Raw genomic sequence first — 26,267 nt, 5'->3', positions numbered from 1 at the left:
CCCTGTTCCGGGCGGGGATACCGGTCAAGAAGGGGCCCCGCCTCTACCGGAGGCGTTAAGAAGGGGCCCCGCCTTTCACGTGGCGCGTAGGAGTTCGGCGGCGCGCTCCGGGGCGATGTCGTTGATGAACACGCCCATGCCGGACTCCGAACCGGCCAGATACTTCAACTTGTCCTTCGCGCGCCGGACGCTGAACAACTGCAGGTGCAGGTGGCCCAGCTCCCGGTCCACGTGCACCGGCGCCTGGTGCCAGGCCGCGATGTAGGGCATCGGCAGGTCGAAGAGCCCGTCGAAGCGGCGCAGCAGGTCGAGGTAGAGCGGACCGAAGGCGTCCCGCTCGGCGTCGTCGAGCGCCGGGATGTCCGGCACCGGGCGGTGCGGGGCCACGTGCACCTCGAACGGCCAGCGGGCCGCCGCCGGCACGTACGCGGTCCAGTGCTCGTTGCTCGCCACCACCCGGTCGCCGGTGGCCCGCTCGGCGGCCAGCACGTCGGCGTAGAGGTTCCCCCCGGTGCGCTCGGCGTGCCGCCGGGCGGCGGCCAGCAGGCTCCGGGTCCGCGGCGTGACGAACGGGTACGCGTAGATCTGGCCGTGCGGGTGGTGCAACGTCACCCCGATCTCCACCCCGCGGTTCTCGAACGGGAACACCTGCTCCACGCCGGGCAGCTCGTTCAGCGCGGCGGTGCGGTCGGCCAGCGCGTCCAGCACGGTCCGCACCCGCAGCGGGGAGAGGCGGGCGAACGAGGCGTTGTGGTCGTCGGTGAAGCAGACCACCTCGCACCGGCCGAGCCCGGGGCGTACCGGGGTGAACGGCGTGATCTCGGCCGGTTCCTCGGCCACCCGCTGGCTCAGCGACGGGAACCGGTTCTCGAAGACCACCACGTCGTAGTCCGGTGCCGGGATCTCGCTGTGCCGGTCGCCCCGGGACGGGCAGAGCGGGCACTGGTCGGCCGGGGGCAGGAAGGTGCGGGTCTGCCGGTGCACCGCCACCGCCACCCACTCGTCGGTCAGCGGGTCGTACCGCAGTTGCGAGGCCGGTGGCGGCGGGGGCAGGTCCCGCCGGTCCGGCTGGTCGCGCACCGCGTCGTCCCGCTCGTCGAAGTAGATCAACTCGCGGCCGTCGGCCAGCTCGATCTGCGTACGCTTCACTCCGCCCCCTTCGTCGCCGGCACCGTCACCAGCTCACCCACCCTGTCCTCGAGTACCCGCCGTGCGTCGGGTGTCAACCGGTCGTCGGTGACCAGCACGTCCGCCGAATCCAGGCCGACGATGGAGGAGATGCCGACCGTGCCCCACTTGGTGTGGTCGGCGAGCACCACCAGCGCGTCCGCCGCCGCCACCAGCGCCCGGTTCGTGTCCGCCTCCATCAGGTTGGGCGTGGTGAACCCGGCCCGCTCGCTGATCCCGTGCACGCCGAGAAAGAGCAGGTCCAGGTGGAGCGCGGCGATCGCGGCCACGGCCAGCGGGCCGACCAGCGCGTCCGACGGGGTGCGGACCCCGCCGGTGAGCACCACGGTCTGGTCGGGCCGGCCGCCGACGTGCAGGATCTCGGCCACCGGCAGCGAGTTGGTGACCACCGTCAGGCCGGGCACGTCCACCAGGCGGCGGGCCAGCTCGGCGGTGGTGGTGCCGGCGGAGAGGGCGATCGCGGCGCCGGGGCGGACCAGCCGGGCGGCGTGCTCGGCGATGGCCGACTTCTCGGCGGACTGGCGGACGGACTTGGCCCGGAAGCCGGGCTCGTCGGTCGAGCCGGGCCCGGCCAGCGTCGCCCCGCCGTGCACCTTGGCGAGCAGGCCCTGCTCGTGCAGCGTCTCCAGGTCCCGCCGGATGGTCATGTCGGACACGCCGAACTCGGCGGCCAGCTCGGTGACCCGGACCCCGCCGGCGGCGCGGACCCGTTCCAGGATGGCCGTCTGCCGCTGTCGCGCCAGCATCCGTGCCTCGCCTCCCGAGCCTCACCGACCGTGCGAACGCGGTCGAACGTGTTCCAACAAAGCCGAACACTACCGCTCGGCGTGGACGAACGCGACACCGCCGCCGTCCCACGGGTGGGACGACGGCGGTCAAGGGATCCGTGCCGGTCAGGCCGGTTGGAGGCGGGGCTCCACCCAGCCGGTCTCGGCGAGGTGCTCCATCACCCGCTGGACCGCCTCGTCGACGGTCAGGTCCGAGGTGTCCACCACCAGGTCGGCGTCGGTGGGCTCCTCGTACGGGTCGTCGATGCCGGTCATCCCGGTGATCAGGCCGGCCCGGGCGCGGGCGTAGAGACCCTTGCGGTCGCGCTGCTCGCAGACCGCCAGCGGCGTCGCCACGTGCACCAGCAGGAAACCCGCCCCGGCCGCCTGGGCCATCTCCCGGGCGGTCGCCCGGGCGGCCGCGTACGGCGCGATCGGGCAGCAGATGCCGACGCCCCGGTGCTTGGCGATCTCGGCGGCCACCCAGCCGATCCGGCGCACGTTGAGATCGCGGTCGGCCTTGCTGAAGCCCAACCCGGCGGACAACTCCCGCCGCACCACGTCGCCGTCGAGCAGCGTGATGCTCCGGTCGCCCTGCTCGCGCAGCACGTCCGCGAGGCCCCGGGCGATGGTCGACTTGCCCGAGCCGGAGAGACCGGTCAGGAAGATCACCAGACCGCGGTGCCGCCGGGGCGGGCGGGCCCGGGCCAGTTCCCGGGCCACCGCGGGCGGGGTGTGCCACTCGGGCAGCGGGAAGCCGCGGTCGAGCAGGTCCTCGATCTCCTCCTGGCGGAGCGCCAGCCGGCGGTTGCGCGGCGGGATGTCCTCCCGCCAGCGCCACTGCCCGTCCCGGTTGTCGTACGCCAACTCCCGGGGCACCAGCACCCGCAGGCCGGCGCCGGAGAGCATGCCCTCGGTGGAGAGCAGGTGGGTCACGCCGTAGGCGGCGGCGACCCGCGCCCGCAGCAACGCGTCGCTGATCTCGTCGGGCCGGCGGGCCAGCGGCACCGGCACCAGCGTCGCCGGCGGCATCCGGTCGCGGGCCGCGAACACGCTGCGCACCAGCGCCTCGGCCGGCAGGCCGCCGGTCGACTCCTCGCCCACCGGGATCAGCACCAGCAGGTGCGCGCCGAGCGTCCGGGCCGCGTGCGCGATCTGGGCCAGTTGCGGGCGGTGCAGCGGGCGGTCGGCGAAGACGCCGAGCACCCGGCCCGGCGGCAGCAGCCCCCGTACCTCGTCCGGGCCGCGCCGCAGGCGCTGGAACGGCCCGTGGCCGCCGTCGCCCAGCCGGCGTACCGCGCCGCCGACGCCCACCGTGCCCTCGCGGGCCGGCCACACGTCGGTCACGTCCATGGCCGCCACCGGGGCGCCCTCGCCGTCGGTGAGCACCAGCGCCCGGCGGGCCGGGTCGGCCAGCTCCAGGCCGTCGGCGAGCGACGCCGGCACCTGCAGCGTCACCGGCACCGGCCACGGCGTGCCGTCGGCGAGCCGCCCGCGCCGGCCCAGCGAAGCCAGGTCCGCCCGGGTCATGAAGCCGGTCAACGGCGCGTACGCTCCGGTCAGCAACAACTCGAGATCGGCCAGCTCAGCAGGCCTGGGCGCGTACGACGGCGCATCCCGCAGAACATCCTCGGGCAGGATCCACCCGTTGCTCATCGAACCCCCAACTCGCCGGCCGGCACACAGTTTCGCAGCCCACCGGCGATCGGTCGAGAGCGCCACTCCACCTCCCGGCCACCCCGCGGTCGGTCGGGCGTCGGCGACCGCTCAGCCGGTGCGGGCCAGCGCCGCCGCGCCGAACGAGACGGCGAACCGTTCGCACCAGATCGAGACGCTGGTCAGCCCGGTGAGATCGGTCCCGGCGGGAATCGCGTACGCCTGGTCGCCCCGGTTGCCCTTGAGCGGGCCGAGCGCCACGTGCCGGCCGTCGTCGAAGACATGCCACCCGGACGGACCGGTGTGAACCGGCTGGTCGGTCAGCCAGACCTGAAGATCCGGACCGTTGGAGGTGTCCAGCCCGACCAGCTCCAGCCGGTGCCGCCCGTCGGCGGTCCGGACGATCCTGGCGGCGCCGCGCGTCCGGGCGGAATCAGGGACATCCCCGAGCGTTTCCCGGTGCACCGACTGGCCCGCGCTTCCTAGGCTGGCAGCGTGACACTGCTCGCGACCGAGTCGCTGACCAAGACGTACGGAGGCCGGGTCACCGCGTTGGCCGACCTCACCGTGTCGGTCGAGCCGGGGATCATCGGGCTGGTCGGTGCCAACGGCGCCGGCAAGTCCACCCTGATCAAGATCCTGCTGGGTCTGCTCCCGCCGACCACCGGCCGGGTGCAGGTGCTCGGCCTCGACCCCACCACCGACCCGGCCGCGGTCCGCGCCCGGGTCGGCTACATGCCCGAGCACGACGCCCTCCCGCCGGACCTCTCCGCCGCCGAGCTGGTCACCCACCTGGGCCGGATGAGCGGGCTGCCGCGCACGGTCGCCCGGGAGCGGGCCTCCGAGGCGCTGCGCCACGTCGGCCTGCACGAGGAGCGGCACCGCGCCGTCGGCGGCTACTCCACCGGCATGAAGCAGCGGGTCAAGCTCGCTCAGGCGTTGGTGCACGACCCGGACCTGCTGCTGCTCGACGAGCCCACCAACGGCCTCGACCCGGCCGGCCGGGACGCGATGCTCGCCCTGATCCACCGGATCGGCACCGAGTTCGGCATCTCCGTGGTGGTCTGCTCGCACCTGCTCGGCGAGGTGGAACGGATCTGCGACACGCTCATCGCGATCGACGGCGGTCGGCTGCTGCGCGCCGACCGGGTCGCCGCGATGACCACCGCCACCGACGTGCTCGCCGTCGAGGTGAGCGAGGGTACGGAGGAACTCGCCGCCCGCCTGGCCGCGCTCGACCTGCCGGTGTCCCGGGACGGGCGGCTGCTGCTCGTCCCGCTCGCCGACGACCACACCTACGACCTGATCCTCGGCGCGGTCGCCGAGCTGGACCTGCCACTGCACCGGCTGGACCAGCGGCGGCACCGGGTGGCCGAGCTCTTCGCCCCGAGGGAGCCCAGCCATGCCTGAAGCCACCGGCGTCATCCACGACATCGGCTACCAGCGCTACACCGGCCCGCGTCTCGGTCGCCGGCAGGTCTTCGGCGCGCTCTACGGCCACGGTGTGCGTACCGTCTTCGGGCTGGGCCGCAGCGCCAAGTCGAAGATCTTCCCGTGGCTGGTGGTGGCCGTGGTCACCGTGGTCGCCGCCGGGCTGACCGCGGTGCGCAGCCAGACCGGCCAGGTGGTGATGACGTACGCCCAGTTCGCCGACGCGATGAGCTGGCTGGTCATCTTCTTCGCCGCGGTGGCCGCCCCCGAGCTGGTCTCCCGGGACCTGCGCAGCGGCGTGCTGCCGCTCTACTTCTCCCGGCCGCTGCCGCGCGGCGACTACGCCCTGGCCAAGCTGGCGGCGCTGGTCACCGCGCTCTGGCTGCTGCTCGGCGGCCCGCAGCTGGTGATGTTCCTGGGCGCCGCGTTCACCACCTCCCGGGGCGTGCGCGGGGTGTGGGACGAGCTGCTCGACCTGCTGCCCGGGCTGCTCTACGCCGGGCTGTGGGCGGTGGTCTTCGCCTCGATCGCCCTGCTTGTCGCCTCGCTCACCGGCAAGCGCGCGTTCGCCGCCGGCGGCATCGTCGCGATCTTCCTGATGACCACGCCGGTGGTCGGCGTGCTGTCCATCCTGCCCTCCCGGACGGTCAACGAACTGGCCTTCCTCGCCTCCCCGTCGACGCTGGTCGGCGGCGTGGGCACCTGGGCGCTCGGCGACCTGCTGACCCAGGGACAGGGCGGGGGGATGCCGATCGGCGGCTTCGGGCCGGTCTACGCCGTGGTCGCCGTGCTGCTGGTCGCCGCCTGCGTCAGCCTGCTGCTCCTGCGATACCGGAAGGTGGCCGCCCGATGACGGCGCTCAGCACGCAACCGGCGGCCGACGTGCCCGCCGCCACGACCAGCACCCTCGACCTGGCCGGCGTCTCCCGCTGGTACGGCAACGTGGTGGCGGTCAACGACGTCACCATGCGGCTGGGCCCCGGGGTGACCGGCCTGCTCGGCCCGAACGGGGCCGGCAAGACCACGCTGCTGCACATGATGGCCGGGTTCCTCGCCCCGTCCCGGGGCACGGTGACGCTGGACGGCGAGCCGACCTGGCGCAACCCGGGCGTCTACCGGCGGCTCGGCCTGGTCAGCGAGCGGGAGGCGGTGCACACCTTCCTCAGCGCGTACGAGTTCGTGCTGGCCAGCGCGAAGCTGCACCGGCTGCCCGACCCGGAGGCGGCGGCCCGGCGGGCGATCGAGCTGGTCGAGATGGAGAGCGCGCAGGGCCGCCGGATCGGCACCTACTCCAAGGGCATGCGGCAGCGCACCCGGGTGGCCGCCGCGCTGGTGCACGACCCGCAGGTGCTGCTGCTCGACGAGCCGTTCAACGGCATGGACCCCCGGCAGCGGCTGCACATGATGGGGCTGCTGCACCGGCTCGGCGACGCCGGCCGGACCATCCTGTTCAGCTCGCACATCCTGGAGGAGGTCGAACAGGTCTCCGGCACGGTCCAGGTGATGGTCGCCGGCCGGCTGGCCGCCTCCGGCGACTACCGCACCATCCGCCGGCTGATGACCAACCGGCCGCACGTCTTCGCGGTGCGCTCCACCGACGACCGGGCCCTGGCGGTGGCGCTGATGGCCGAGCCCTCGGTCTCCGGCGTCGAGCTGGGCCGCACCGGCCTGACCGTGAAGGCCGGCGACTACGGCGCCTTCACCCGGGCGTTGCCCAGGATCGCACTCCGCCACGGCATCCGGGTCCGGCAGCTGCTGCCGGAGGACGAGTCGCTGGAGAGCGTCTTCTCGTATCTGGTGGAGGCCTGATGTCGACCGTTACCTGGATCACCGCCCGCGGCCTGTTCGGCCGGAGCCGGTTCCTCATGCTGCTGCCGTTGCCGCTGATCCTGATCGGCCTGGCGGTGCTCTGCCGGGCGCTCGGGGTGGACCCGGGCCAGTGGGGCCCGCCGGTGCTGGTCGGCCTCGGCCTGGCCGTGGTGCTGCCGGTGGTCGCCCTGATCGTCGGCACCGGCGTGCTCGGCGCCGAGATCGACGACGGCACCGTGGTGCACATCCTCACCAAGCCGCTGCCCCGCTGGCAGATCGTGCTGCCGAAGCTGGCGGTGGCGGCCTTGGTCAGCGCGGTCACCGCCGGCGTCCCGCTCTACGTCGCGGGCGTGCTCGCCGACTCGGTACGCCTCGGGCTGGCCCTGGTCGCCGCGTCGGCCGCGGGCGCGCTCGCCTACTCGGCGCTGTTCCTGGCGCTCAGCCTGGTGAGCCGGCGGCCGGTGCTGCTCGGCCTGGTCTACGTGCTGATCTGGGAGGGTCTGCTCGGCCGGTTCGTCAACGGCACCAAGGTGCTCTCGATCCAGCAGTGGGTGATCGCGCTGGCCGACCGGATGGCGCCCACCCCGCTGCTCGGCACCACCGTCTCGGTGCCGGTCGCGGCCGTGCTGACCGTCCTGGTGGCGGTCGGCTTCACGGTGCTGGCGATCGACCGTCTCCGGTCGTTCAGCGTGGCCGGCGAGACCAGCTGAGAAACCGGTGGGACCCCGCACCCGCCGCCTGCCGGCGGCGAGAAGGGGTCCCACCGGCCCCTCCCCGTTCTGCTAGGTTGCGGCGGCGACAACACCAGACACGGGGAGACACATTGCGTTCCGCCCGACCCGCCCTGCTGGCTCCGGCCGTGGTGGCGCTGATCATCATGTCCGGCTGCACCCCCGCCGATGACGACACGTCGGCGGCCGAACCCGCCGGGTCGTCCGCGCCGGCCGTGTCCACGCCGGCGGCGGCGTCGGCGTCACCCGCCCCGGCGGGCCTCGACGACGCCACCAGGACCACCTGCACCGCCGCCGAGAAGGACATCAAGAGCGCGCTCAAGGAGGTCGCCAAGGCGGAGAAGATCGGTCCGCCGGCCGGCCACTCCGCGGTGAGCGCGCAATACTCCGCCGGCGCGGCGACGCTCTACACCCACGCGTTCACCAGCAGCGACGAGGTCAACGGCGCGGTGAAGGCGGTCGCGACCGAGATGGGCGACCTCGCCGACACCTGGGCCAAGGCGCCGAAGAAGGTGCCCAGCAAGGCCGACCTCACCGCCGCCCAGGAGAAGCTCAGGACGGCCTGCGCGGCCGGCTAGGCGTCGCACCGCCGAAGGGGGCGGCCGGCCTCGTGCCGGCCGCCCCCTTCCGTGCGTCCCTAGAACGCGCAGGCGATGACCAGCTCGGGGGTGCGGTCGGGCAGCAGGTCGAGCTTCGCGATCCGCCCCGCCGCCCGCAGGTCGCCGGCCACGGTGGTGAGCTGGTCGAGCAGGGCAGCCGGCCCGAGCGCCTCGGCCAGCGGCACGTCCGCCTTCATCGACAGCTTCCGTTCCGACTTGGCCCGGCGGACCTGCCCCAGCGCGTCGGCGGCCAGCCGCAGCAGCTCCGGGTCACCGGGTGCCCGCATCGCGCGGCCCACCTCGTAGGTCGTCGGCCACGTCGACCGGTGCACCGAGCCGTACCGCCACCAGGACCAGACCTCCTCGGTGACGAACGGCAGCACCGGGGCGAACAGCCGCAACTGCACCGACAGCGCGGTCGCCAGCGCCGCCCGGGCGGAGTCGGCCGCCGGACCGGAGCCGTAGGCGCGCTCCTTCACCAGCTCGATGTAGTCGTCGCAGAACCGCCAGAAGAACGCCTCCGTGGCCATCAGGGCGGCCGTGTGGTCGTACCCGTCGAAGGCGGCGGTCGCGGTGGCGACCACGCCGGACAACTCGGCGAGCATCGCGGTGTCCAAGGGCTGGTCGACCGGGGCCCGCAGCGCGTCGGCGGCACCCAGCCCGAGCGCGAACCGGGACGCGTTGAGCAGCTTGGTGGCCAGCCGCCGACCCACCTTGACCTGGGCCGGGTCGAAGGCCAGGTCCATGCCCGGCTTGCCGTTCGCGGCCCAGTAGCGCACCGCGTCGGAGCCGTGCTGCTCCAGCAGGCCCATCGGCGTGACCACGTTCCCCTTGGACTTGGACATCTTCTTCCGGTCCGGGTCGAGGATCCAGCCGGAGAGCACCGCCGTCCGCCAGGGCAGCACGCCGTGCTCCAGATGGGACCGGACCACGGTGGCGAACAGCCAGGTGCGGATGATGTCGTGCCCCTGCGGGCGCAGGTCCATCGGGAAGACCCGGCGGTACAGGTCCGGGTCGGTCTCCCAGCCGCCGACGATCTGCGGGGTCAGCGACGAGGTGGCCCAGGTGTCCAGCACGTCCGGGTCCCCGGTGAAACCGCCCGGCTCGCCGCGCTGCGACTCCTGGTAGCCGGGCGGCGAATCGCTTGTCGGATCGATCGGCAGCGTCGCCTCGTCCGGTATGAGAGGGTGGGTCCAGTCCGGTTCGCCAGCGTCGTCGAGCCGGTACCACACCGGCACCGGCACGCCGAAGAACCGCTGCCGGCTGACCAGCCAGTCACCGGTGAGACCACCCACCCAGTGCTCGTAGCGGTGCCGCATGTGCTCCGGCACCCAGCGCAGCTCCCGCCCCCGGGCCAGCAGTTCCTCGCGCAGGTCGGCGTCCCGGCCGCCGTTGCGCAGATACCACTGCCGGGTCGAGACGATCTCCAGCGGGCGGTCTCCCCGCTCGTAGAACTTCACCGGGTGGGTGATCGGGCGCGGCTCGCCGACCAGGTCACCCGCGTCGCCCAGCAACTCCACAAGCGTCCGCCGGGCGCCGTTGACGGTCTGCCCGGCCAGCGCCGCGTAGGGCTCCGCCGGCACGCCGGCCGGCGGCTCCGGCAGCAGCCGGCCGTCCCGGCCGATCACCACCCGGGTGTCCAGCCGCAGCTCCCGCCACCAGGTCACGTCCGCCAGGTCGCCGAACGTGCACACCATCGCGATGCCCGTGCCCTTGGCCGGGTCCGCCAGCGGGTGCGCGCGCACCGGCACCTCCACCCCGAAGACGGGGGTACGCACGGACGCGCCGACCAGGTCGGCGTACCGGTCGTCGTCGGGGTGGCAGACCAGCGCCACGCAGGCCGGCAGCAGCTCCGGCCGGGTGGTGTCGATCAGCACCTCGCGACCGTCCGGACCGGTGAACCGCAGCCGGTGGTAGGCGCCCGGCCGGTCCCGGTCCTCCAGCTCCGCCTGCGCCACCGCGGTGCCGAAGCCCACGTCCCAGAGCGTCGGCGCCTCCGCCTGGTAGGCCTCGCCCCGGGCCAGGTTGCGCAGGAACGCGCGCTGGCTGGCCGCGCGGGCTGCCCGCCCGATCGTGGTGTAGGTCAGGGACCAGTCCACCGACAGGCCGAGCCGGCGCCACAGCGTCTCGAAGACCTTCTCGTCCTCGACGGTCAGCGTCTCGCACAGCTCGATGAAGTTGCGCCGGGAGATCGCCGTCGGGTTCTTTCGGGCGTCGTCGCCCACCGGCGCGGCCGGCGGTCGCCAGTCCGGGTCGTACGGCAGCGCCGGGTCGGGGCGCACCCCGTAGACGTTCTGCACCCGGCGTTCGGTGGGCAGCCCGTTGTCGTCCCAGCCCATCGGATAGAACACGGTCCGCCCGCGCATCCGCTGGAACCGGGCCACCGTGTCGGTGTGCGTGTAGGAGAAGACGTGCCCCATGTGCAGCTCGCCCGACACGGTCGGCGGCGGGGTGTCGATCGAGTAGACGTCCGAGCGTTCCTTCGAACGGTCGAACGCGTACGTGCCGTCGGACTGCCAGCGGTCGGCCCAGGTCTCCTCGAGCCCTTCCAGGCTGGGGCGCTCGGGAACCCCGGTGCGGGCCGTCCTCGTCGTGTCGGTCATCCGCCGATGGTAGGCAGGCCCGCCGGGCCGCTCCACGCCTTTGGCCGGTCACGGGCAGCGCCACGGCCGTGCCCAGGCGATGAAGCGGGCGAACAGCGCCTGCGGTGACGGTGCGTCGTTCGGGTTGAGGCGGTGCAGATCGGTCGCGGCGTCGTAGAGCTGCCCGCACAGGTAGACCGACAGGCCAACTCGATCATCCGCGTATTCGGCTGCCAGGGCCAGGCGGGCGACCCCGCATGGCCATGGCTGGGCGCAGCACCGACAGAGCCAGATCGGGCGTACGGGTAGATGCGGGCGGCTGGCGCTGCTCATGCCGGCACCGACGCCCTCGCACGGGACGGGCGCCGGTTGGCAGGCGCTGCCGGAGTGGGGGCAGGGAGCCAGCGCAGTCCGTCCGGCTGAACGAACAGCTCCCGCTTGGCTGCTGCCTCGCCCTTGGCGTTCAGCTCGTAAGCCTCGATCCAGGTCCAGCCGTCGTAGCAGTGCCGGTCGATGATCTCGCGGATGACGTGGACGATGATCGGGCGAACGAACTGCACGCTTGCCGAGCGGGTCAGCTGCAGGACATCTCCACCCTTGATCAGGCCAGTGCTTGCCGGCACGCTTCCCCCTCCGTTGCTGGGAAGGGGCCGCCCCTGGTTGCATGCCCCAAGGGGCGACCCCGGGCAGCGCTCCCGCCGGGCATCGGGCCTCCACCGGGTAGCGCCGCTCCTCCGTCACCTTGCCGAGAGCTATGGGACCAGTACACAGCGTTGATGTATGGTGCGATGATGTCCAGGACGTCCATAGGGGAGGCTGGATGAATCACGTACTCCACGCGGCGATGGTGCAGGCTGGGGAGACGGCCGAGAGTCTTGCAGCTCAGACCGGTGTAGACCCGAAGACGGCAGCGCGTTGGATCTCCCCGGGACGTGTGCCGCAACCACGCCGACGCGTGCAGGTGGCCAGACTCCTTGGCCGGGACGTCGAGGATCTATGGCCCGATGTCCTGAAGAGGCGTGAGCCCCAGTGGCTGCGCGAGTGGGTCGACTGGGAGCGGGAAGCGGTAGCGGTCCGGTGGTTCGAGCACTGTTGGATACCTGGCCTGCTTCAGACCGAGGCGTACGCGCGGGCGACGCTTGCCGGTGAGGCGCTCACCCCGGTGGAGGTGGACGACCTGGTCGCCTCACGCATCGAACGGCAAGCCATCCTGCGCCGGGAGCGCCCACCCCTGTTCGTCGCCGTCATCTTCGGCGGAGTGCTGTACCAGTCGGCCTACGGCGACCGTGATCTGATGCGCGAGCAGGTCGAGCACCTTGCCCGCTGCGCGGCTCTCTCTGCGATGCAGGTGCACATCGTGCCGAGGGACGTCGGCATGTATCCGGGGCTCGGCGGAGGCTTCATCATCGCCGAGCTACCCAGCGGCGAGCACGTCGCACACGTCGACAGCCAGGGGCCCGCGCAGATCGTCAATCAGGCTGCGCCCGTTGCTACGCTCAGTCGTAGGTGGGAGCGCATCAGGGGTGAGGCGTTCTCCCGCAACCAGTCCCTCGACCTGATCAGAGAAGCGGCAGGATCATGGACATGACCGGTGCGCAGTGGCGTAAGAGCACGAAGAGCGGCAACAACGGCGGCTCGTGTGTCGAGGTCGCCGACAACCTTCCGGGCGTGGTCCTGGTCCGGGACGCGAAGGACCGTGACGGCGGAACGCTGACCTTCGGGCCGGCGCCCTGGCAGGGTTTCGTCGACCTGGCCAAGAAGATCGGCCCCGTTGGCTGAACTGACGCCAAGCGCAGCCCCGGCATCTCAGGGGCAGGGCAGAAACTGCCATCCACATCTTGGGATCCGTAGGAATCTTGGTAGGAAAGTGCCCCTATGGGGGCCATTTCGTACCAAGATCTACTCGCGCCTCGCGCCTCGCGCCTCGCGCCTCGCGCCTCAGAGCAGCGAGTCGCGCCACTGGCGGTGCAGCGCGGCGTAGCGTCCGCCGGCGGCGGCCAGCTCGGCCGGCGGGCCGTCCTCGACGATCCCACCGGCGTCCAGCACCAGCACCCGGTCGGCGGTCTCCACGGTGGAGAGCCGGTGCGCGATCACCAGCGCGGTGCGGTCGCGCAGCACGCTTCGCAACGCCCGCTGCACCAGGCGTTCCGTGGGCACGTCCAGCGACGAGGTGGCCTCGTCGAGGATCAGGACCCGGGGGTCGGCCAGGAACGCCCGGGCGAACGCGACCAGTTGCCGCTGCCCGGCCGAGAGCCGGCCGCCGCGCCGGTGCACGTCGGTGGCGTACCCGTCGGGCAGCGCGGCGATGAACTCGTGCGCGCCGATGGCCCGCGCGGCGGCGACCACGGCGGCGTCGTCGGCGTCCGGGCGGCCGAACCGGATGTTCTCCGCGACGGACCCGCTGAACAGGTGGGTCTCCTGGGTGACCAGCACCACCGCCCGGCGCAGCTCGACGTCGGCCAGGTCGCGCAGGTCGACCCCGTCCAGGCGGACCGAGCCGGCGTCCGGGTCGTGGAACCGGGCCAGCAGCTTGGCCACCGTGGACTTGCCCGCGCCGGTCGGCCCGATCAGCGCCACCGTCTGCCCCGCCGGCACGGTCAGCTCCAGGCCGGACAGGATCGGCGTCTCCGGCCGGTAGCCGAAGGAGACCGAGCGGAAGGACACCGCGCCGCGCGGTGGCCCGGCCGGCAGCGGCGCCGGCCGGGTCGGCTCGGCCACCGCCGGTCGCTCGTCCAGCACCCCGGCCAGCTTCTCCAGCGCCGCGGTCGCCGACTGGAGCGAGTTGTAGAACTGGCTCAGGTCCTCCATCGGTTCGAAGAACCGCCGCAGGTAGAGCAGGAACGCGGCGAGCACGCCGACCTCGGTGTGGCCGTCCAGCACCCGCCAGCCCCCGTACGCGAGCACCGTCGCGGCGGTGAGGTTGCCGATCAGTCGGATGCCGGGGGAGTAGATCGCGATCAGCCGGAACGCGCGCAGGCTGGCCCGCCGGTAGTCGTCGTTGACCGCGTCGAAGATGCGCTGGTTGCGGGCTTCCCGGCGGAACGCCTGCACCGCCCGGATCCCGCGCAGCGACTCGACGAAGTGCACGATGACCAGCGCCACCGCCTCCCGGGTGCGCCGGTACGCCCCGGCCGAGGCCCGGGCGAACCAGCGGGAGAGCCAGCACAGGAACGGGAAGGCGAGCAGGGTGACCGCGGCCAGCGGCAGGTCCAGCCAGAGCAGGATGCCCGCCACCGACAGCACGGACAGCACGGCCATGACCAGCCGGTCGATCCCGCCGTCGACGAGTTCGCCGATCGACTCCAGGTCGCTGGTCAGCCGGGACACCATCCGGCCGGACGTGTAGCGCTCGTGGAAGCCGACGTCGAGGTGGAGGAAGTGCGCGTACACCCGGCGCCGCAGGTCGAGCAGGACGGCCTGGCCGATCCGGGCGGCGAGGGCGAGGAACGCGCGCCGGGCCGCGTACTCGGTGGCGGTGGCCACGACGAACGCGGCGGCCACCGCGATCAACGGTCCCGCGTCGCCGGTCCGCAGCGGCCCGATGCCCCGGTCGATGCCGAGCATTACCAGGTACGGGCCGGCCATCGCGGCGGCGTTCTGGGCCAGCAGCAACGTGACGGCCAGGCCGAGCGGGCGCCGGTGCGGGCGGAGCAACTGCCGCAGCAGGAGCCGGCTGCGGGCCCGGAGCCGGGTCACCGCCGCCGGTGACGAGTCCTCGGCGCGGCTGCGGTCGGCGTCCGGGTCGGTGGCCCGCCCTCGCCACCGGGACAGGCCGGCGTCCGGGTCGGGCGCGCGACCGGGTGACGGGACCCGGGCGGCGCGCCAGGTCACGAGCGCACCAGGCCGACGCCGCCGGGCCGGCGTTCCGGCTCGGCGGAGAGCACCGCCCGGTAGGCCGGCACCCCGGCCAGCATCTCGGAGTGGGTGCCGGCGGCGACGATCCGGCCGCCCTCCATCAGCGCCACCCGATCGGCCAGCGCCACCGTGGAGGGTCGGTGCACCACCAGCAGTGCCGTGGTGTTCCGCAGCACCCGTCGCAGCGCCGCCTCGACCAGCGCCTCGGTGTGCACGTCCAGCGCGGAGAGCGGGTCGTCGAGCACCAGCAGCGCGGGCCGGCCGAGCACCGCCCGGGCCAGCGCCAACCGCTGCCGCTGGCCGCCGGAGAGCGACAGCCCCTGCTCGCCGATCCGGGTGGCCAGCCCCCACGGCAGGTCGTACGCGAAGTCCGCCTGTGCCAGCGCCAGCGCGGCCCGGACCTCCTCGTCGCCGGCCTCCGGCCGGCCCAGCGTGAGGTTCTCCCGGACCGACATGGAGAACAGGGTCGGCTCCTCGAAGGCCACCCCGACCAGCCGGCGCAGCGAGCCGAGACGCAGGTCGCGCAGGTCGTGCCCGTCGAGCGTGAGCCGGCCGCCGGTCACCTCGTGCAACCGGGGGACCAGCGAGAGAAGCGTGCTCTTGCCGCACCCGGTGGCGCCGACCAGCGCGAGCGTCTGGCCCGGCTCGACGGTGAGGTCCAACTCGTGCAGCACCGGGGTGGGCGCGCCGGGGTAGCGGAAGCTCACCCGCTCGAACCGGAGCCGGCCACGGACCTCGGCGCGGCGCAACGACCGGGCGTGCGGTGCGTCCACGATGGTCGGTGGGGTGTCGAACACCTCCTGGATCCGATCGGCGGCGGTGGCGGCCTCCTGCGCATTCGCGATGATCCAGCCGAGCGACTGCACCGGCCAGATCAACATGAGCTGGAGGCTGACGAAGGCGACCAACTGCCCGATGGTGAGCGCGCCCCCGGCCACGGCGGCGGCGCCGGTCACCAGGACCGCGCCGAGCGTCAGGTTGGGCACCAGGTCGAACAGCGCGGACGTGCGGGCCAACAAGCGGGCCTTGTCGACCCCGGTGTCGTGCAGCCGGTGGGCGCCGGCGGCGAATCGGGCGGCCAGCTCCGGACCTCGTCCGTACGCCCGCATGGTGCGCAGCCCCTGCGCCGTCTCCTCGACCAGCGTGGCGACGTCGCCCTGCTGGTCCTGCATCCGGCGGGAGGCCGAGTGGTAGTGCCGGGCGAAGCGGCGGCTGATCAGGAACAGCGGCACGGCGCTGGCCGCGACCAGCAGCCCCAGCCACGGGTGCAGCCGGATCAGCAGCACCACCACGGCGGCGTAGGTGATCAGGTTGAGCACCAGGAAGAGCAGGCCGAAGGAGAGGAACCGGCGGATCACCGAGAGGTCGCTGGTGATCCGGGAGAGCAGTTGGCCGGACTGCCAGCGGTCGTGGAAGCTGGCCGGGAGCCGTTGCAGGTGCGCGTAGATGTCGGCCCGGATGGCCGCCTCCATGCCGACCGAGGAGGACGACTGCGTCCACCGCCGGATGAAGATCAGCACGGCCTCGGCGAACCCGAGCAGCAGCGCGAGCGCGCCGAGCCGGAGCAGCCCGGCCTCGTCGTGCCGGGCCACCGGCCCGTCCACCACCCGTTGCACCACCAGCGGAACGGCCAGGCTCGCTGCGGTCGCGGCCAGCGCCGCGACCAGCAGCCAGGCGAACTCCGCCGCATACGGGCGCAGGTAGGGCCGCAGCCGCCAGAGGTTGTGCAGCGGCTGGGACCGGGCGTCGGGATGCGCCGCGGGATTGCCGTCGCTGGGCGCGGGCACCAGCCGACGGTAGCGGCCTGGTGCGACGGTGCGGGGTCAGCTAGCTGTCACCCGTCCCTCATGCCCGAGAAGCCACTTCTTCACGTCCAGCCCCCACCGGTAGCCGCCGAGCGCGCCGTCGGTGCGCAGCACCCGGTGGCAGGGGACGAAGAGGGCGGCGGCGTTGCGCGCGCAGGCGGCCGCCGCGGCGCGGACCGCGGCCGGTCGCCCGGCCAGCGCGGCGAAACCGGTGTACGTCACCGGATCGCCCGCTTTGACGTCGCGCAGCACCCGCCACGCGTGCGCCAGGAAGAGCCCGTCGGTGTGCTGCTCCACCTCCACCGCGTCGATCGCGGCCAGGTCACCGTCGAGGTAGGCCCGGACCGCGGCGGTCACCGGACCGAGATCGGCCCGCTCCCGCAGGTCGCCGCGCAGGCTGAGGTGCGTCAGCGGCACCAGCGTCGCCGGGTCGGCGGTGAAGCCGGCTGCGCGTACCGCCCCGCCGGGACCGGCGAGCACGCTCAGCGGGCCGGCGGGGGTGTCGATGACAGTGCTGTCCACAGTGGTCATGCCGCTCTCCAGAGTCGGATCGTCGCGTACGACCGCCAGGGGCGCCAGCGGTCGGCACAGGCGTGCAGGGTCTTCGGGTCGTCGGGCAGGCCGAGCGCGGCTGCGCCGCGGCGTACGCCCAGGTCGGTGGCGAGGATGACGTCGGGGTCGCCGAGCGCGCGCATGGCCAGGTAGCCGGCGGTCCACGGCCCGATGCCGGGCAGCGCGGTCAGTTGCCCGACCGCCTCCTCCCGGTCGCCTCCGGGCTCCAGGTCCAGCTCCCCGCCGGCGACCGCCCGGGCCAGCGCCCGGATCGTCTCCCGCCGGGCCCCCGGCATCCGGAACGCCGGGTCCGGCGCCGCGAGCACCTCGGCCGGGCTGGGGAACGCCCGGAGCGCGCCCGGCGCGCCGTCGGCGACCGCCTGGTCGCGCCGGACGGCGGTGAGCAGGTGGGTGAGCGTGGTCCGGGCCGAGCGGAGCGAGACCTGCTGGGTGGTGACGGCGCGGACGGCCATCTCGAAGCCGTCCACCGCGTGCGGAAGCCGGACCCCGGGCTCGGCGATGACCGCCGGGGTCAGGGCCGGATCGCCGGCCAGGGTGGAATCCACCGCGACCGGGTCCGCGTCGAGGTCGAGCAGGCGGCGGCAACGGGCCACCGCGGGGGCCAGGTCGCGCATGTCGGCCAGCCGCAGCGTGGCGACCACGTGCCCGTCGGCCGGGGTCAGCGCCACCGCGCCGGGCCCGTGCGGCAGCCGCAGGCCCCGGTGGTACGTCCCGTCGCGGACCTCCTCGACGCCGGGCAGCGCGCGCAGCGCGAGGAAATCCAGCAGCGCGCCCGCGTGCAGCGGCGGCCGGTGGGCCAGGCGCAGCGTGATGGTGCCCGCCCCGCCGGCCGCCCGTCGGCTGCTCCGGCCGGCCCGCAGCTCGGACGGGGTGGCGCCGTAGACCTCGCGGACCGTGTCGTTGAACTGCCGCACGCTGCCGAACCCGGCGGCGAAGGCCACCTCGGCGAGGCCGAGCCCGGTGGTCTCGACCAGGATCCGGGCGGTCTGCGCGCGTTGCGCCCGGGCCAGCGCGAGCGGGCCGGCGCCCAGCTCGGCCCGGAGCATCCGGTGCAGGTGCCGCTCGGTGTAGCCCAGCCGGGTGGCCAGCCCGGGCACGCCGTCCCGGTCGACCACGCCGTCGGCGATCAGCCGCATCGCGCGGCCGACCAGGTCGGCCCGGACGTCCCACTGGGGGGAGCCCGGCGCGGCGTCCGGCCGGCACCGGCGGCAGGCGCGCAGCCCGGCGCCCTGCGCGGCGGCGGCCGAGGGGAAGAACCGGACATTCTGCCGCTTCGGTGTCATCGCCGGGCAGGAGGGCCGGCAGTAGATCCCGGTCGAGGTGACACCGGTGTAGAACCAGCCGTCGAACCGCGGGTCGCGGCTGTCGACGGCCCGGTAGCACCGCTCGAAGTCCAGTTCCATGACACCGATCCTGCCTCGCAGGTCGGACGCTCGGCTGGCGGGATTCGGACGTGATGTGCGGCAGTCCCGCAAGCTCGGGGAAGTGGCGGTGTCCCCGGCCCCGGGATGCCGCCTCCTCGGCGAGGTGGCGTGGATCTTGTCGACCCGCCGGGAGAAACTGTCGTAAGTGGTCGGTACCGTCCCGCCACCAACTCAAGAAAAGGTGCGGGGCATGGCGAGCGTGGCCGGGCGGGGTGTCCGCTGATGCGACCGGGGCGGGCACGAATCGACACCGCGGTGGTGCAGGGCTTCTACGACCGGATGCGGGCGGTGGCGCCGGCCGCCTACGGCGCGATCGAGCGGGACCGGGCCGGTGACCCGGGGCGGCCCTTCGCCGACACCGCCTGCGGCCGGCTGGTCGGTTCGCTCGACCCGGCCGGGCTGCGGGCGCTCGGCATGTGGGCGCACCACTGGTGCATGCGCTTCTACGACGACGACACCCGGGTCGGTGTGCGGCTGGTCCGGGAGATCGCCGCCCGGGCCGGCCTCGGCTGGACCGCCGACGAGGTGCGCTGGCTGCTCGACCGGTCCTACGAGGCCGGGCCGGCCGCCGCGCACCGGTTCACCCTGCCGCTGGCCGCGGCGGCGGAGCTGCCGGCCGATGCGTTGCCCGAGGGTGTCCCGGGCGACGCCCTGCCGGCCGACTGGCGCCGGCTCCGGGCCGGCTGACCAGGCCGGGCGCCCACCGCGGCCCGGCCGGGCAGGCCGGCCCGTGCGCCGCCGACGGCCGGCACCGGCCGCTCCTGCCACCCGTCGGTCGCGGCCCGGTCCGGGAGTTGGCCGAGCACCATGGCGGCGACGGCCACCGCGAAGCCGGCGAGCTGGACCGGGCCGAGCGCCTGACCGAGCACCAGCCAGCCGAGCGCCGCAGCGGTCAACGGGCTGAGCGCGCCGAGCATCGACACCTGGGACACCGGCAACCGGGCCGCGCCCCGGAACCACAGCACGTAGGCCAGCGCGGTGCCGACCAGCCCGAGCCACGCGTACCCGAGCAGGGCCGGGCCGTCCGGTGCGGGCGGCGCGCCCTCGACCACGGTGGCGACCGGCACGATCAGCAGACCGCCGGCGACGAGCTGCCAGCTGGTGGCCGCGAGCGTACCCACCCCGGGCGGCCGTCCCCAGCGGCGGGTGAGCACCAGACCGGCGGCCATGGCCGCGGTGCCGGCGAGACCGGCGGCGACGCCGAGCGGGTCGAGCCCGGCGCCCGGCCGCAGCACGACCAGCGCGACGCCGGCCGGGGCGGCCACGGCGGCGAGCAGGGCCGGTCGGCCGGGCCGGTCCCGGAGCAGGGCGACGGTGAGCACGGCGACGAGCAGCGGCTGGGCGGCGCCGAGCACGGCCGCGGTGCCGCCGGGCAGCCGGTAGGCGGCAACGAAGAGCAGCGGGAAGAACGCCCCGATGTTGAGCGTGCCGAGCAGGGCGGCCCGCCCCCACCAGACGCCGTGCGGCCGCCGGCGGGTCAGGGCCAGCAGCAGCAGGCCGGCCGGCAGGGCGCGGATCGCCCCGGCCCAGAGCGGCCGGTCGGCGGGCAGGAGTTCGGCGGTGACCAGGTAGGTGGTGCCCCAGGTGGCGGGCGCGAGCGCGGTGAGCGCGACGTCGGTCCGACGGGTCATCAGGGCCTCTTTTCACGTCGCTAAGTATCTTAGCAATAAGCTACTTGGTGTCGAGTGAAAGCGGAAGTGCGCGGTGCGGCACAATCGACAGCCGTGGCAGCGGACGAGGTCGACGTGATCGTCGAGCAGTGGCGTCGGGAGCGGGCCGGCATGCGGCTAGAGCCGATGGCGGTCTTCGGTCGCATCTACCGGCTGGCCCGGCTGGTCGGCGACCGTCAGGAGAAGGTGTACGCCGGCTGGGGCATCGGGCGCGGCGAGTTCGACGTGCTCGCCGCGCTGCGCCGCGCCGGCCCCCCGTACACCCTGGCGCCGAAGGCGCTCACCGCCGCGCTGATGCTCACCTCGGGCGGGATGACCGGCCGGCTGGACCGGCTGGAGCGGGCCGGGCTGGTGCGCCGCGCGCCCGACCCGGCCGACCGGCGGGCCCTGCGGGTCAGCCTCACCGACGCCGGCCGCCGGGTGGTCGAGGAGTCGGCGGAGGCCGGGCTGGAGGTGCAGCGGCGGATCCTCGACACGCTGCCGCCCGCCGACCGGGACCGGCTGGCCGACCTGCTGCGCGCGCTGCTCGCCGCGGCCGAGGCGCCGGACGAGGCCTCGGCCGGCGCGCCGGACGGGGCACAATGATCTCCATCGCCACCGGCCGGAAGGACCTCCATGCCCGCCTCTGAACCGACCATCGTCGCCACCAGCATGGGCTACTTCAGCCGGCGCCGCGGCCCCTGGGACGCCCGGCCCAGCCAGCTCTTCGACCACATGGCCGAGTTGGCGCAGGCCGGCGACGCGCCCCGGGTCTGCTACCTCGGCCAGGCCGTCGGCGACCAGCCCACCGGCCTCACCGTGTTCTACGGCGCGTTCGCGAACACCCGGTTCCGCCCGTCCCACCTGGCGCTCTACCCGATGCCCAACGTCGACGACATCCGCGCCCACCTGCTCGCCCAGGACATCGTCTGGGTGGGCGGCGGCAGCGTGGCCAACCTGTGCGCGGTGTGGCGGGTGCACGGCCTGCCGGAGATCCTGCACGAGTGCTGGCAGGCGGGCGTGGTGCTCGGCGGCGTCTCCGCCGGATCGATCTGCTGGCACACCGGCGGCGCCACCGACAGCTACGGCCCGGACCTGCGGGCCTTCACCGACGGGCTGGGCTGGCTCCCGTACGGCAACGGGGTGCACTACGACAGCGAGGAGCAGCGCCGACCGCTGATGCATCGGCTGGTCGCCGACGGCACGCTGCCGACCAGCCACTGCACCGACGACGGCGTCGGGCTGATCTACCGGGGCACCCGGCTGGCCGAGGCGGTGGCCGACCGGCCGGACGTGGCCGCGTACGAGCTGGCGCGCGCCGAGGACGGCACGGTGCGGGAGAGCCGGATCGAGCCCCGGCTCCTGCCCGCCGGGCCGGACCGCCGGTAGACCGCGTAAGCTGGCTCGTCGTGAGTCTCACCATCGGCATCGTCGGCCTGCCCAACGTGGGCAAGAGCACCCTGTTCAACGCGCTGACCAAGAACGACGTGCTCGCCGCGAACTACCCGTTCGCCACCATCGAGCCGAACGTCGGCGTGGTCGGGCTCCCCGACGACCGGCTGGGCAAGCTGGCCGAGATCTTCTCCTCGCAGAAGGTGCTGCCGGCGCCGGTCGCGTTCGTCGACATCGCCGGCCTGGTCCGGGGCGCCTCCAAGGGGCAGGGCCGGGGCAACGCGTTCCTGGCCAACATCCGCGACGCCTCGGCCATCTGCCAGGTGGTGCGCGCCTTCTCCGACCCGAACGTGGTGCACGTCGACGGCAAGGTCTCCCCGGCCGACGACATCGAGACGATCAACACCGAGCTGATCCTGGCCGACCTCCAGACGCTGGAGAAGGCGCTGCCCCGGCTGGAGAAGGAGGCCAAGCTCCGCAAGGACCGGGCCGCCGCCGTCGAGGCCGCGAAGAAGGCCGCCGATCTTCTCGACCAGGGCGTCACCCTCTACGCGGGCGCCGCCGCCGCCAAGGTCGAGCTGGAGCACCTGCGTGAGCTGCACCTGCTCACCACCAAGCCGTTCATCTACGTCTTCAACGTCGACGAGGCCGAGCTGGGCAACGCCGAGTTCCTCGACGAGCTGCGCGCCCTGGTCGCGCCCGCCGAGGCGGTGTTCATGGACGCCAAGATCGAGTCGGAGCTGGTGGACCTGCCCGAGGACGAGGCCCGCGAGCTGCTGGAGTCGATCGGGCAGTCCGAGCCGGGCCTGGACCAGCTGGTCCGGGTGGGCTTCCGGACGCTCGGTCTCCAGACGTACCTCACCGCCGGGCCCAAGGAGGCGCGGGCCTGGACCGTCTCGGTCGGGGCGACCGCGCCGGAGGCCGCCGGGGTGATCCACAGCGACTTCCAGCGCGGCTTCATCAAGGCCGAGGTGGTCTCCTACGAAGACCTGGTCGCGGCCGGATCGATGGCGGCGGCGAAGGCCGCCGGCAAGGTCCGGATCGAGGGCAAGGAGTACGTCATGCAGGACGGCGACGTGGTGGAGTTCCGCTTCAACGTCTGAATCCGGCCTGTTTCCGCAGGTCAGGAGGTTGCGCAGGGTCGACGGCGAGAGCACCTTGCCACGGTCGGCCGCCCACGCCTGCACCTCGGAGGGCACGACGGCCGCCAGGCGGCGGGAGCCGAGCGGAGTCGCGGCAATGTGCGTCTCCATCAGGCTGGAGACACGCCGGGCGGTGGTGGGACGGTGAGCGCGGCCGGCAGCCCAGCGCCGGGCGTACTCGACGACGGTCACCCGAGCGGCCGTACTCACATGGCTCCCCTCTGTGTCAAGACACCGCCGGGAGGAGAGTTCTATCCTGGGTCTCGGCGGGTCCGGGAAGTGGCTTCTCCGAAGAGCCGGCTTGGGGATGAGAGTCGGTCACGCTGGAGTCAGTAGTCGTTCCCCGGTGTCCTCCCGGGCCCGCCGCCGTAGCTACCGCGTCGCTGATCATGCACCGGTAGATGATGTCGGACAGGCGTCGTTTGAGGGCGAGCATCGCTTCCATCGATGTCTTACCGCTGGTCTTTTTCCGGTCGAAGTAGGCGCGTCCCACGGTGGGGTTGCGCAGCTGGACGGTGGCCATGATGTGCAGGACCCGGTTGATCTGCCGGTTCCCTGCACGGGAGAGTCGGTGTCGTACTTGCTCGCCGGAGGACGCGTCGATGGGCGCGGTGCCGTTCCAGGAGGCGAAGTGAGCCCGGTTGGGGAACCGGGTGATGCCACCGACCTCGACCAGGAGCCGGGCGGCGCCGGAGGGTCCGATGCCGTGCAGGTCCATCAGCGTGGTGCCGGTGGAGGCGACCAGTTCCTTCAGTTCCTTGTCGGCGCCCTTGGAGCGCCGGTAGACCCGTTCGAGGTCACTGATCAGCTCCGCGGCGACCCGGCGTCGGGCCTTGCCGACCGCGTCACGGGGCCGGACCGCGGCCAGCAGTGCCTTGGCCTGGGCGGCGGACAGGCTCTTCTTCGCGCCACCGGGGATCAGTTCGAGGAGCAGTTGGTGCAGCTGGGACACCATCCGGGTGTGGTCCTCGCCGAGGGAGCGGCGCCGGTCGACCAGGATCCGCAGCAGGGCGAGTTGTTCATCGTTGACGACCGGGCGCAGTCCTGCCATGCGGGTGCCGACTAGCGCGATGGAGTGGGCGTCGGTGGCGTCGGTCTTGCGGCCCTGACCGGTGGCGAACACCCGCGCCCGGGCGGACAACTTCGGTGGGACGTCGACGACTTGTTCGCCGTCGGCCAGTAGCCGGTTGGCGATGTGTCGGCCGATGCCCTGGCAGCCCTCGATCGCCCAGACCCGGTTCGGCCACTGCTTGGCGTACTTCCTCATCGCCGCGTAGCCGTCCCGGCCGGTGTCGAACCGGCCGCCGCCAATGACGGCCTCGTCGCTGGCCATGACCTCGATCGTGGCCGAGCGCTTGTGCGGGTCCATCCCGATGACCACAGGATCTGACGTGCCACTCATCGCGTCCTCCGATGCTCGATCCACCTGGGTTGTCGAGCCGGGAGGGCAACGCTACTTCGAGCCGAGCAAACCCCTCTTGAGCCTCTCCCCGCCTGGGGGCGACGCCCGGATCGCGCAGGCCAAATGAGAGCCACACGACCAGCGTGGGCAGCCGCAATGAGAGCGACAGCCCGGGCGCCTCGACCGAAGCCTGGCCGGGCCACGGTCGTAGGTCAATGAAACAAGTAGCCGAGATGAGCGCGTTCATTCAGCGCTCATCATCGGTCCGGCTGAGATGAGCCCGGTCGCTCACGCCAGCCCTGCCCGGCGTGTCCTTGCGATCATCACTGTGGGCATTCGCTTACACCGCGTTCGTGATCCACGAGAGTTGCCTGGACTTTTCTAAAGCTCGGCTGCGATGCAACCCCGCCGGGAGTGCGCTCCGTCGTGCGAGTGGAAGCGATGGGAAGGAGCAGCGTGAAAAAGTCCGAGGAGGACGATTTCCGGGCGTTCGTCGGTGCTCGCATGAACCGCTGGCGGCGCGCGGCGTACCTGCTGTGTCATGACTGGCACACCGCGGACGACCTGGTATCGATCGTCGTGGGCAAGCTCTACCGGCACTGGCGCAAGGTGACCTCGGCCGACAACCCGGACGCGTACGCCCAGCGGGTGTTGACGAGGTCCTGGCTCGACGAGCGCCGCCGGCCCTGGCGGCGGGAAAAAACGGTGGAGGATCCACCGGAGACCGGCTGGACGCACCCGGACCGGGTCGACGACCGGGATCAGCTGACGGGGTTGCTTGCGCACCTGGCGCCACGGCAGCGCGCAGGCGTTGTGCTGCGCTTTTACCTCGACCACTCGGTCGAGGAGACCGCGGAACTGCTGGGAATCTCCGCGGGAACGGTCAAAAGTCAGTCGGCGCGGGGGCTCGAGACGCTGCGCACCCTGGCGTACTCATCTGGGAGCATTTCATGAATCAGCAGATCTTCGACGAGCACATCGGCACCGCACCGCCGTCGACGGTCGACGTCGACCGGATCATTCAACGCCAGCGGCGCGGAAGGCTGCTGCGCCGCATGGCGGGAGGCGGCTCCGCCTTGGCGGCGACCGGCCTCGCGATCTCGGTCGGCGTCGCCCTGAGCGGTGGCGCCCGGCCTCAGCCTGGGCCGTCGGTGGCGGCTCCCGCCGTATCGGCATCCGCCGTCCCGTCGGCGTCCCCCTCAGCGCCGACCTCGGGTCTACGGCTCGACACCAGCCATCCGAAGGCGATCCAGCAGACCCTCAACCGGTTGCGGGTGGCACTCGAGACGGCAGTCGCCGGGGCAGCGTCCGACGTCCGATGGATCTACATGCCCGACGTCCCAGGTGAGAAGCGCCTCCCGGACGGTCACCCGGCGATGTACGCCGAGCGGGATCCGGTCGGGTTGGCCGCCCGCTCTGGTGTGGCCCGCCACGGCGAGAAAGCCGGCTTGTACATGTGGGTCCGGCCGGACACCTGCAGCTCGCAGGGCGGCGCCGGCCTTGATCCGGACTCCGGCCCGCGCGTTTGCTCGCTCGTGCTCGAGTGCGATCACGGCATGAAAGCCGGCACCTGCCAGGCGTCGACGACGACCGATGGCCTCGAGGTGGTGGAGACGACCGAGACCAGTCCGGCGAAGAACGGCAAGCAGTACCGCTTCTATCAGGTGCAGGTCAAGCTTCCGCAGGGTTACTACCTGCGCTTGTTGGCGGTGAACTACTTCGGGGGCGACGGCAGCGGGGTCACCAGCGAGACGCCGCTGCTGACCAAGGCCGAACTGCGGACGGCCGCGACGGCCATCGCCGCCCAAGTCGTCAGCTGACACCCACACACATGATCCCCGGATGGTGTCCTTTTCCTCGCAGGATTGAGGACACCTTCCGGGATCGCCCCGATGCGACCGGCCCTTGTGATCGAATCCGCACTGCCGGCCCCGCTGACCTAAGCGACGTGGCGGTAGGAACGGAAAAGCGTCGGCTGCGTGTGGGCGGGCAGCGCGACGTTGTCAAGCGTGCTCGGGGTGGCCCGCAACCCGCGGCGCCTGGTGGCGGCACGCGCCGCGTCCAAACCCAACCCCGCCAACAGCAGATCAGCCATCCACAAGTCTTGGCAATTCCTCACCAGTAGCCCAGCCCGAAGCCGTGTATAGGGCTTGGCCTCATGACAGCCCTCAGAGGGCGGTTCGGAGTGTTAGGTCCGTTTCTGGGTGAGGGTGAATACTCCGGGTTCGTCTTCGGTGAGGACGTGGCGGTTGACCATGCGTT

The 26,267-nt window shown here is 72.9% G+C and carries 24 protein-coding genes and 2 pseudogenes; 13 read left to right on the top strand and 13 right to left on the bottom strand.

The features are described from left to right. Nucleotides 1–75 precede the first annotated feature (75 nt). The 4 genes and pseudogenes from galT to ACGFI2_RS29970 form a co-directional block, all read right to left on the bottom strand. A complete protein-coding gene (gene galT / locus ACGFI2_RS29985) occupies nucleotides 76–1,149 on the bottom strand; it encodes a galactose-1-phosphate uridylyltransferase (RefSeq protein ID WP_393523394.1) in 1,074 nt (357 codons plus the stop codon). Beyond that, on the bottom strand, nucleotides 1,146–1,934 hold the full coding sequence (locus tag ACGFI2_RS29980; protein ID WP_393523392.1) for a DeoR/GlpR family DNA-binding transcription regulator: 789 nt from the start codon (nucleotides 1,932–1,934) through the stop codon (nucleotides 1,146–1,148). Before ACGFI2_RS29980 ends, galT begins: the two co-directional genes overlap by 4 nt. A gap of 147 nt (nucleotides 1,935–2,081) precedes the next feature. After that, complete coding sequence (cysC, locus tag ACGFI2_RS29975; protein WP_393523389.1) at nucleotides 2,082–3,611, bottom strand: adenylyl-sulfate kinase; 1,530 nt, start codon at nucleotides 3,609–3,611, stop codon at nucleotides 2,082–2,084. Nucleotides 3,612–3,722: 111 nt separating this feature from the next. Then, a pseudogene (locus ACGFI2_RS29970) lies at nucleotides 3,723–4,034 on the bottom strand (DM13 domain-containing protein); the annotation flags it as partial. Between the two features lie 72 nt (nucleotides 4,035–4,106). Between ACGFI2_RS29970 and ACGFI2_RS29965 the strand changes: the two are divergent. From ACGFI2_RS29965 to ACGFI2_RS29945, 5 genes are all read left to right on the top strand, one after another. Continuing rightward, a complete protein-coding gene (locus ACGFI2_RS29965) occupies nucleotides 4,107–5,021 on the top strand; it encodes an ABC transporter ATP-binding protein (RefSeq protein ID WP_393523386.1) in 915 nt (304 codons plus the stop codon). After that, nucleotides 5,014–5,895: an ABC transporter permease gene (locus ACGFI2_RS29960; protein WP_393523383.1), complete on the top strand. Its 882-nt coding sequence runs from the start codon at nucleotides 5,014–5,016 to the stop codon at nucleotides 5,893–5,895. The genes ACGFI2_RS29965 and ACGFI2_RS29960 overlap by 8 nt, the downstream gene beginning before the upstream one ends. Continuing rightward, complete coding sequence (locus tag ACGFI2_RS29955) at nucleotides 5,892–6,851, top strand: ABC transporter ATP-binding protein (protein ID WP_393523380.1); 960 nt, start codon at nucleotides 5,892–5,894, stop codon at nucleotides 6,849–6,851. The genes ACGFI2_RS29960 and ACGFI2_RS29955 overlap by 4 nt, the downstream gene beginning before the upstream one ends. Continuing rightward, nucleotides 6,851–7,561 (top strand): ABC transporter permease, encoded by a 711-nt coding sequence (locus ACGFI2_RS29950; protein ID WP_393523377.1) that lies wholly within the window; start codon nucleotides 6,851–6,853, stop codon nucleotides 7,559–7,561. Before ACGFI2_RS29955 ends, ACGFI2_RS29950 begins: the two co-directional genes overlap by 1 nt. Nucleotides 7,562–7,713: 152 nt before the next feature. Further along, nucleotides 7,714–8,160, top strand: a complete 447-nt coding sequence (locus ACGFI2_RS29945) for a hypothetical protein (protein WP_393523435.1) — start codon at nucleotides 7,714–7,716, stop codon at nucleotides 8,158–8,160. A gap of 59 nt (nucleotides 8,161–8,219) precedes the next feature. On the opposite strand, the gene valS is transcribed toward ACGFI2_RS29945, so the two are convergent. From valS to ACGFI2_RS29930, 3 genes are read right to left on the bottom strand one after another with little or no spacing between them, the layout of a single operon-like run. After that, nucleotides 8,220–10,784, bottom strand: a complete 2,565-nt coding sequence (gene valS / locus ACGFI2_RS29940) for a valine--tRNA ligase (protein ID WP_393523374.1) — start codon at nucleotides 10,782–10,784, stop codon at nucleotides 8,220–8,222. A gap of 48 nt (nucleotides 10,785–10,832) precedes the next feature. Then, complete coding sequence (locus ACGFI2_RS29935; RefSeq protein WP_393523371.1) at nucleotides 10,833–11,096, bottom strand: hypothetical protein; 264 nt, start codon at nucleotides 11,094–11,096, stop codon at nucleotides 10,833–10,835. After that, nucleotides 11,093–11,386 (bottom strand): hypothetical protein, encoded by a 294-nt coding sequence (locus tag ACGFI2_RS29930; protein ID WP_393523369.1) that lies wholly within the window; start codon nucleotides 11,384–11,386, stop codon nucleotides 11,093–11,095. Before ACGFI2_RS29930 ends, ACGFI2_RS29935 begins: the two co-directional genes overlap by 4 nt. A gap of 197 nt (nucleotides 11,387–11,583) precedes the next feature. Between ACGFI2_RS29930 and ACGFI2_RS29925 the strand changes: the two genes are divergently transcribed. Further along, the gene (locus ACGFI2_RS29925) at nucleotides 11,584–12,351 is read left to right on the top strand and encodes a DUF5753 domain-containing protein (protein ID WP_393523366.1); all 768 of its coding nucleotides are present in this window, start codon (nucleotides 11,584–11,586) and stop codon (nucleotides 12,349–12,351) included. Further along, nucleotides 12,348–12,542 carry a DUF397 domain-containing protein gene (locus tag ACGFI2_RS29920; RefSeq protein WP_393523363.1) on the top strand — a complete coding sequence of 65 codons (195 nt, stop codon included), beginning with the start codon at nucleotides 12,348–12,350 and terminating at the stop codon, nucleotides 12,540–12,542. Before ACGFI2_RS29925 ends, ACGFI2_RS29920 begins: the two co-directional genes overlap by 4 nt. Nucleotides 12,543–12,701: 159 nt before the next feature. Here ACGFI2_RS29920 and ACGFI2_RS29915 read toward each other — a convergent pair whose 3' ends face one another. The 4 genes from ACGFI2_RS29915 to ACGFI2_RS29900 are packed head-to-tail and all read right to left on the bottom strand — an operon-like array spanning nucleotide 12,702 to nucleotide 18,399. Beyond that, a complete protein-coding gene (locus ACGFI2_RS29915; protein ID WP_393523433.1) occupies nucleotides 12,702–14,534 on the bottom strand; it encodes an ABC transporter ATP-binding protein in 1,833 nt (610 codons plus the stop codon). A gap of 56 nt (nucleotides 14,535–14,590) precedes the next feature. Beyond that, complete coding sequence (locus tag ACGFI2_RS29910) at nucleotides 14,591–16,405, bottom strand: ABC transporter ATP-binding protein (protein WP_393523360.1); 1,815 nt, start codon at nucleotides 16,403–16,405, stop codon at nucleotides 14,591–14,593. A gap of 36 nt (nucleotides 16,406–16,441) precedes the next feature. Then, nucleotides 16,442–16,954: a methylated-DNA--[protein]-cysteine S-methyltransferase gene (locus ACGFI2_RS29905; RefSeq protein ID WP_393523357.1), complete on the bottom strand. Its 513-nt coding sequence runs from the start codon at nucleotides 16,952–16,954 to the stop codon at nucleotides 16,442–16,444. Further along, nucleotides 16,951–18,399, bottom strand: coding sequence for an AlkA N-terminal domain-containing protein (locus tag ACGFI2_RS29900; RefSeq protein WP_393523355.1), 1,449 nt, complete (start codon nucleotides 18,397–18,399; stop codon nucleotides 16,951–16,953). The genes ACGFI2_RS29905 and ACGFI2_RS29900 overlap by 4 nt, the downstream gene beginning before the upstream one ends. Before the next feature lie 243 nt (nucleotides 18,400–18,642). Here ACGFI2_RS29900 and ACGFI2_RS29895 point away from each other — a divergent pair, with 243 nt between their 5' ends. Then, entirely contained in the window at nucleotides 18,643–19,107 is a 465-nt protein-coding gene (locus ACGFI2_RS29895) for a hypothetical protein (RefSeq protein WP_393523352.1), read from the top strand. Between the two features lie 125 nt (nucleotides 19,108–19,232). Here ACGFI2_RS29895 and ACGFI2_RS29890 read toward each other — a convergent pair. Then, a pseudogene (locus tag ACGFI2_RS29890) lies at nucleotides 19,233–20,051 on the bottom strand (EamA family transporter); the annotation flags it as partial. Between the two features lie 93 nt (nucleotides 20,052–20,144). Between ACGFI2_RS29890 and ACGFI2_RS29885 the strand changes: the two are divergent. The 3 genes from ACGFI2_RS29885 to ychF are packed head-to-tail and all read left to right on the top strand — an operon-like array spanning nucleotide 20,145 to nucleotide 22,564. Beyond that, nucleotides 20,145–20,675 carry a MarR family winged helix-turn-helix transcriptional regulator gene (locus tag ACGFI2_RS29885; RefSeq protein ID WP_393523350.1) on the top strand — a complete coding sequence of 177 codons (531 nt, stop codon included), beginning with the start codon at nucleotides 20,145–20,147 and terminating at the stop codon, nucleotides 20,673–20,675. 30 nt (nucleotides 20,676–20,705) lie between these two features. Then, nucleotides 20,706–21,458, top strand: coding sequence for a Type 1 glutamine amidotransferase-like domain-containing protein (locus ACGFI2_RS29880; RefSeq protein ID WP_393523348.1), 753 nt, complete (start codon nucleotides 20,706–20,708; stop codon nucleotides 21,456–21,458). Nucleotides 21,459–21,478: 20 nt separating this feature from the next. Then, a complete protein-coding gene (ychF, locus tag ACGFI2_RS29875) occupies nucleotides 21,479–22,564 on the top strand; it encodes a redox-regulated ATPase YchF (protein WP_393523346.1) in 1,086 nt (361 codons plus the stop codon). 265 nt (nucleotides 22,565–22,829) lie between these two features. Here the strand turns inward: ychF and ACGFI2_RS29870 are convergent, their stop codons facing one another. After that, nucleotides 22,830–24,005 (bottom strand): IS110 family transposase, encoded by a 1,176-nt coding sequence (locus ACGFI2_RS29870; protein WP_393523344.1) that lies wholly within the window; start codon nucleotides 24,003–24,005, stop codon nucleotides 22,830–22,832. 456 nt (nucleotides 24,006–24,461) lie between these two features. Between ACGFI2_RS29870 and ACGFI2_RS29865 the strand changes: the two genes are divergently transcribed. Both ACGFI2_RS29865 and ACGFI2_RS29860 read left to right on the top strand, forming a co-directional pair. Next, the gene (locus tag ACGFI2_RS29865) at nucleotides 24,462–24,959 is read left to right on the top strand and encodes a SigE family RNA polymerase sigma factor (protein WP_393523342.1); all 498 of its coding nucleotides are present in this window, start codon (nucleotides 24,462–24,464) and stop codon (nucleotides 24,957–24,959) included. Next, nucleotides 24,956–25,825, top strand: a complete 870-nt coding sequence (locus tag ACGFI2_RS29860) for a hypothetical protein (RefSeq protein WP_393523340.1) — start codon at nucleotides 24,956–24,958, stop codon at nucleotides 25,823–25,825. The genes ACGFI2_RS29865 and ACGFI2_RS29860 overlap by 4 nt, the downstream gene beginning before the upstream one ends. Nucleotides 25,826–26,267 lie beyond the last annotated feature (442 nt).

The organism is Micromonospora sp. NPDC049282, from assembly GCF_043197045.1.
GTDB lineage: Bacteria > Actinomycetota > Actinomycetes > Mycobacteriales > Micromonosporaceae > Micromonospora.
This window is presented reverse-complemented; position numbering and strand designations above follow the sequence as displayed.

Excerpts from the sequence above, each read along its gene's own strand:
- ACGFI2_RS29980 (WP_393523392.1), bottom strand. The coding sequence starts at position 1,934 with ATGCTGGCGCGACAGCGGCAGACGGCCATCCTGGAACGGGTCCGCGCC.
- cysC (WP_393523389.1), bottom strand. The coding sequence starts at position 3,611 with ATGAGCAACGGGTGGATCCTGCCCGAGGATGTTCTGCGGGATGCGCCG.
- ACGFI2_RS29960 (WP_393523383.1), top strand. The coding sequence starts at position 5,014 with ATGCCTGAAGCCACCGGCGTCATCCACGACATCGGCTACCAGCGCTAC.
- ACGFI2_RS29955 (WP_393523380.1), top strand. The coding sequence starts at position 5,892 with ATGACGGCGCTCAGCACGCAACCGGCGGCCGACGTGCCCGCCGCCACG.
- ACGFI2_RS29950 (WP_393523377.1), top strand. The coding sequence starts at position 6,851 with ATGTCGACCGTTACCTGGATCACCGCCCGCGGCCTGTTCGGCCGGAGC.
- valS (WP_393523374.1), bottom strand. The coding sequence starts at position 10,784 with ATGACCGACACGACGAGGACGGCCCGCACCGGGGTTCCCGAGCGCCCC.
- ACGFI2_RS29935 (WP_393523371.1), bottom strand. The coding sequence starts at position 11,096 with ATGAGCAGCGCCAGCCGCCCGCATCTACCCGTACGCCCGATCTGGCTC.
- ACGFI2_RS29925 (WP_393523366.1), top strand. The coding sequence starts at position 11,584 with ATGAATCACGTACTCCACGCGGCGATGGTGCAGGCTGGGGAGACGGCC.
- ACGFI2_RS29920 (WP_393523363.1), top strand. The coding sequence starts at position 12,348 with ATGACCGGTGCGCAGTGGCGTAAGAGCACGAAGAGCGGCAACAACGGC.
- ACGFI2_RS29905 (WP_393523357.1), bottom strand. The coding sequence starts at position 16,954 with ATGACCACTGTGGACAGCACTGTCATCGACACCCCCGCCGGCCCGCTG.
- ACGFI2_RS29900 (WP_393523355.1), bottom strand. The coding sequence starts at position 18,399 with ATGGAACTGGACTTCGAGCGGTGCTACCGGGCCGTCGACAGCCGCGAC.
- ACGFI2_RS29895 (WP_393523352.1), top strand. The coding sequence starts at position 18,643 with ATGCGACCGGGGCGGGCACGAATCGACACCGCGGTGGTGCAGGGCTTC.
- ACGFI2_RS29880 (WP_393523348.1), top strand. The coding sequence starts at position 20,706 with ATGCCCGCCTCTGAACCGACCATCGTCGCCACCAGCATGGGCTACTTC.
- ACGFI2_RS29870 (WP_393523344.1), bottom strand. The coding sequence starts at position 24,005 with ATGAGTGGCACGTCAGATCCTGTGGTCATCGGGATGGACCCGCACAAG.
- ACGFI2_RS29860 (WP_393523340.1), top strand. The coding sequence starts at position 24,956 with ATGAATCAGCAGATCTTCGACGAGCACATCGGCACCGCACCGCCGTCG.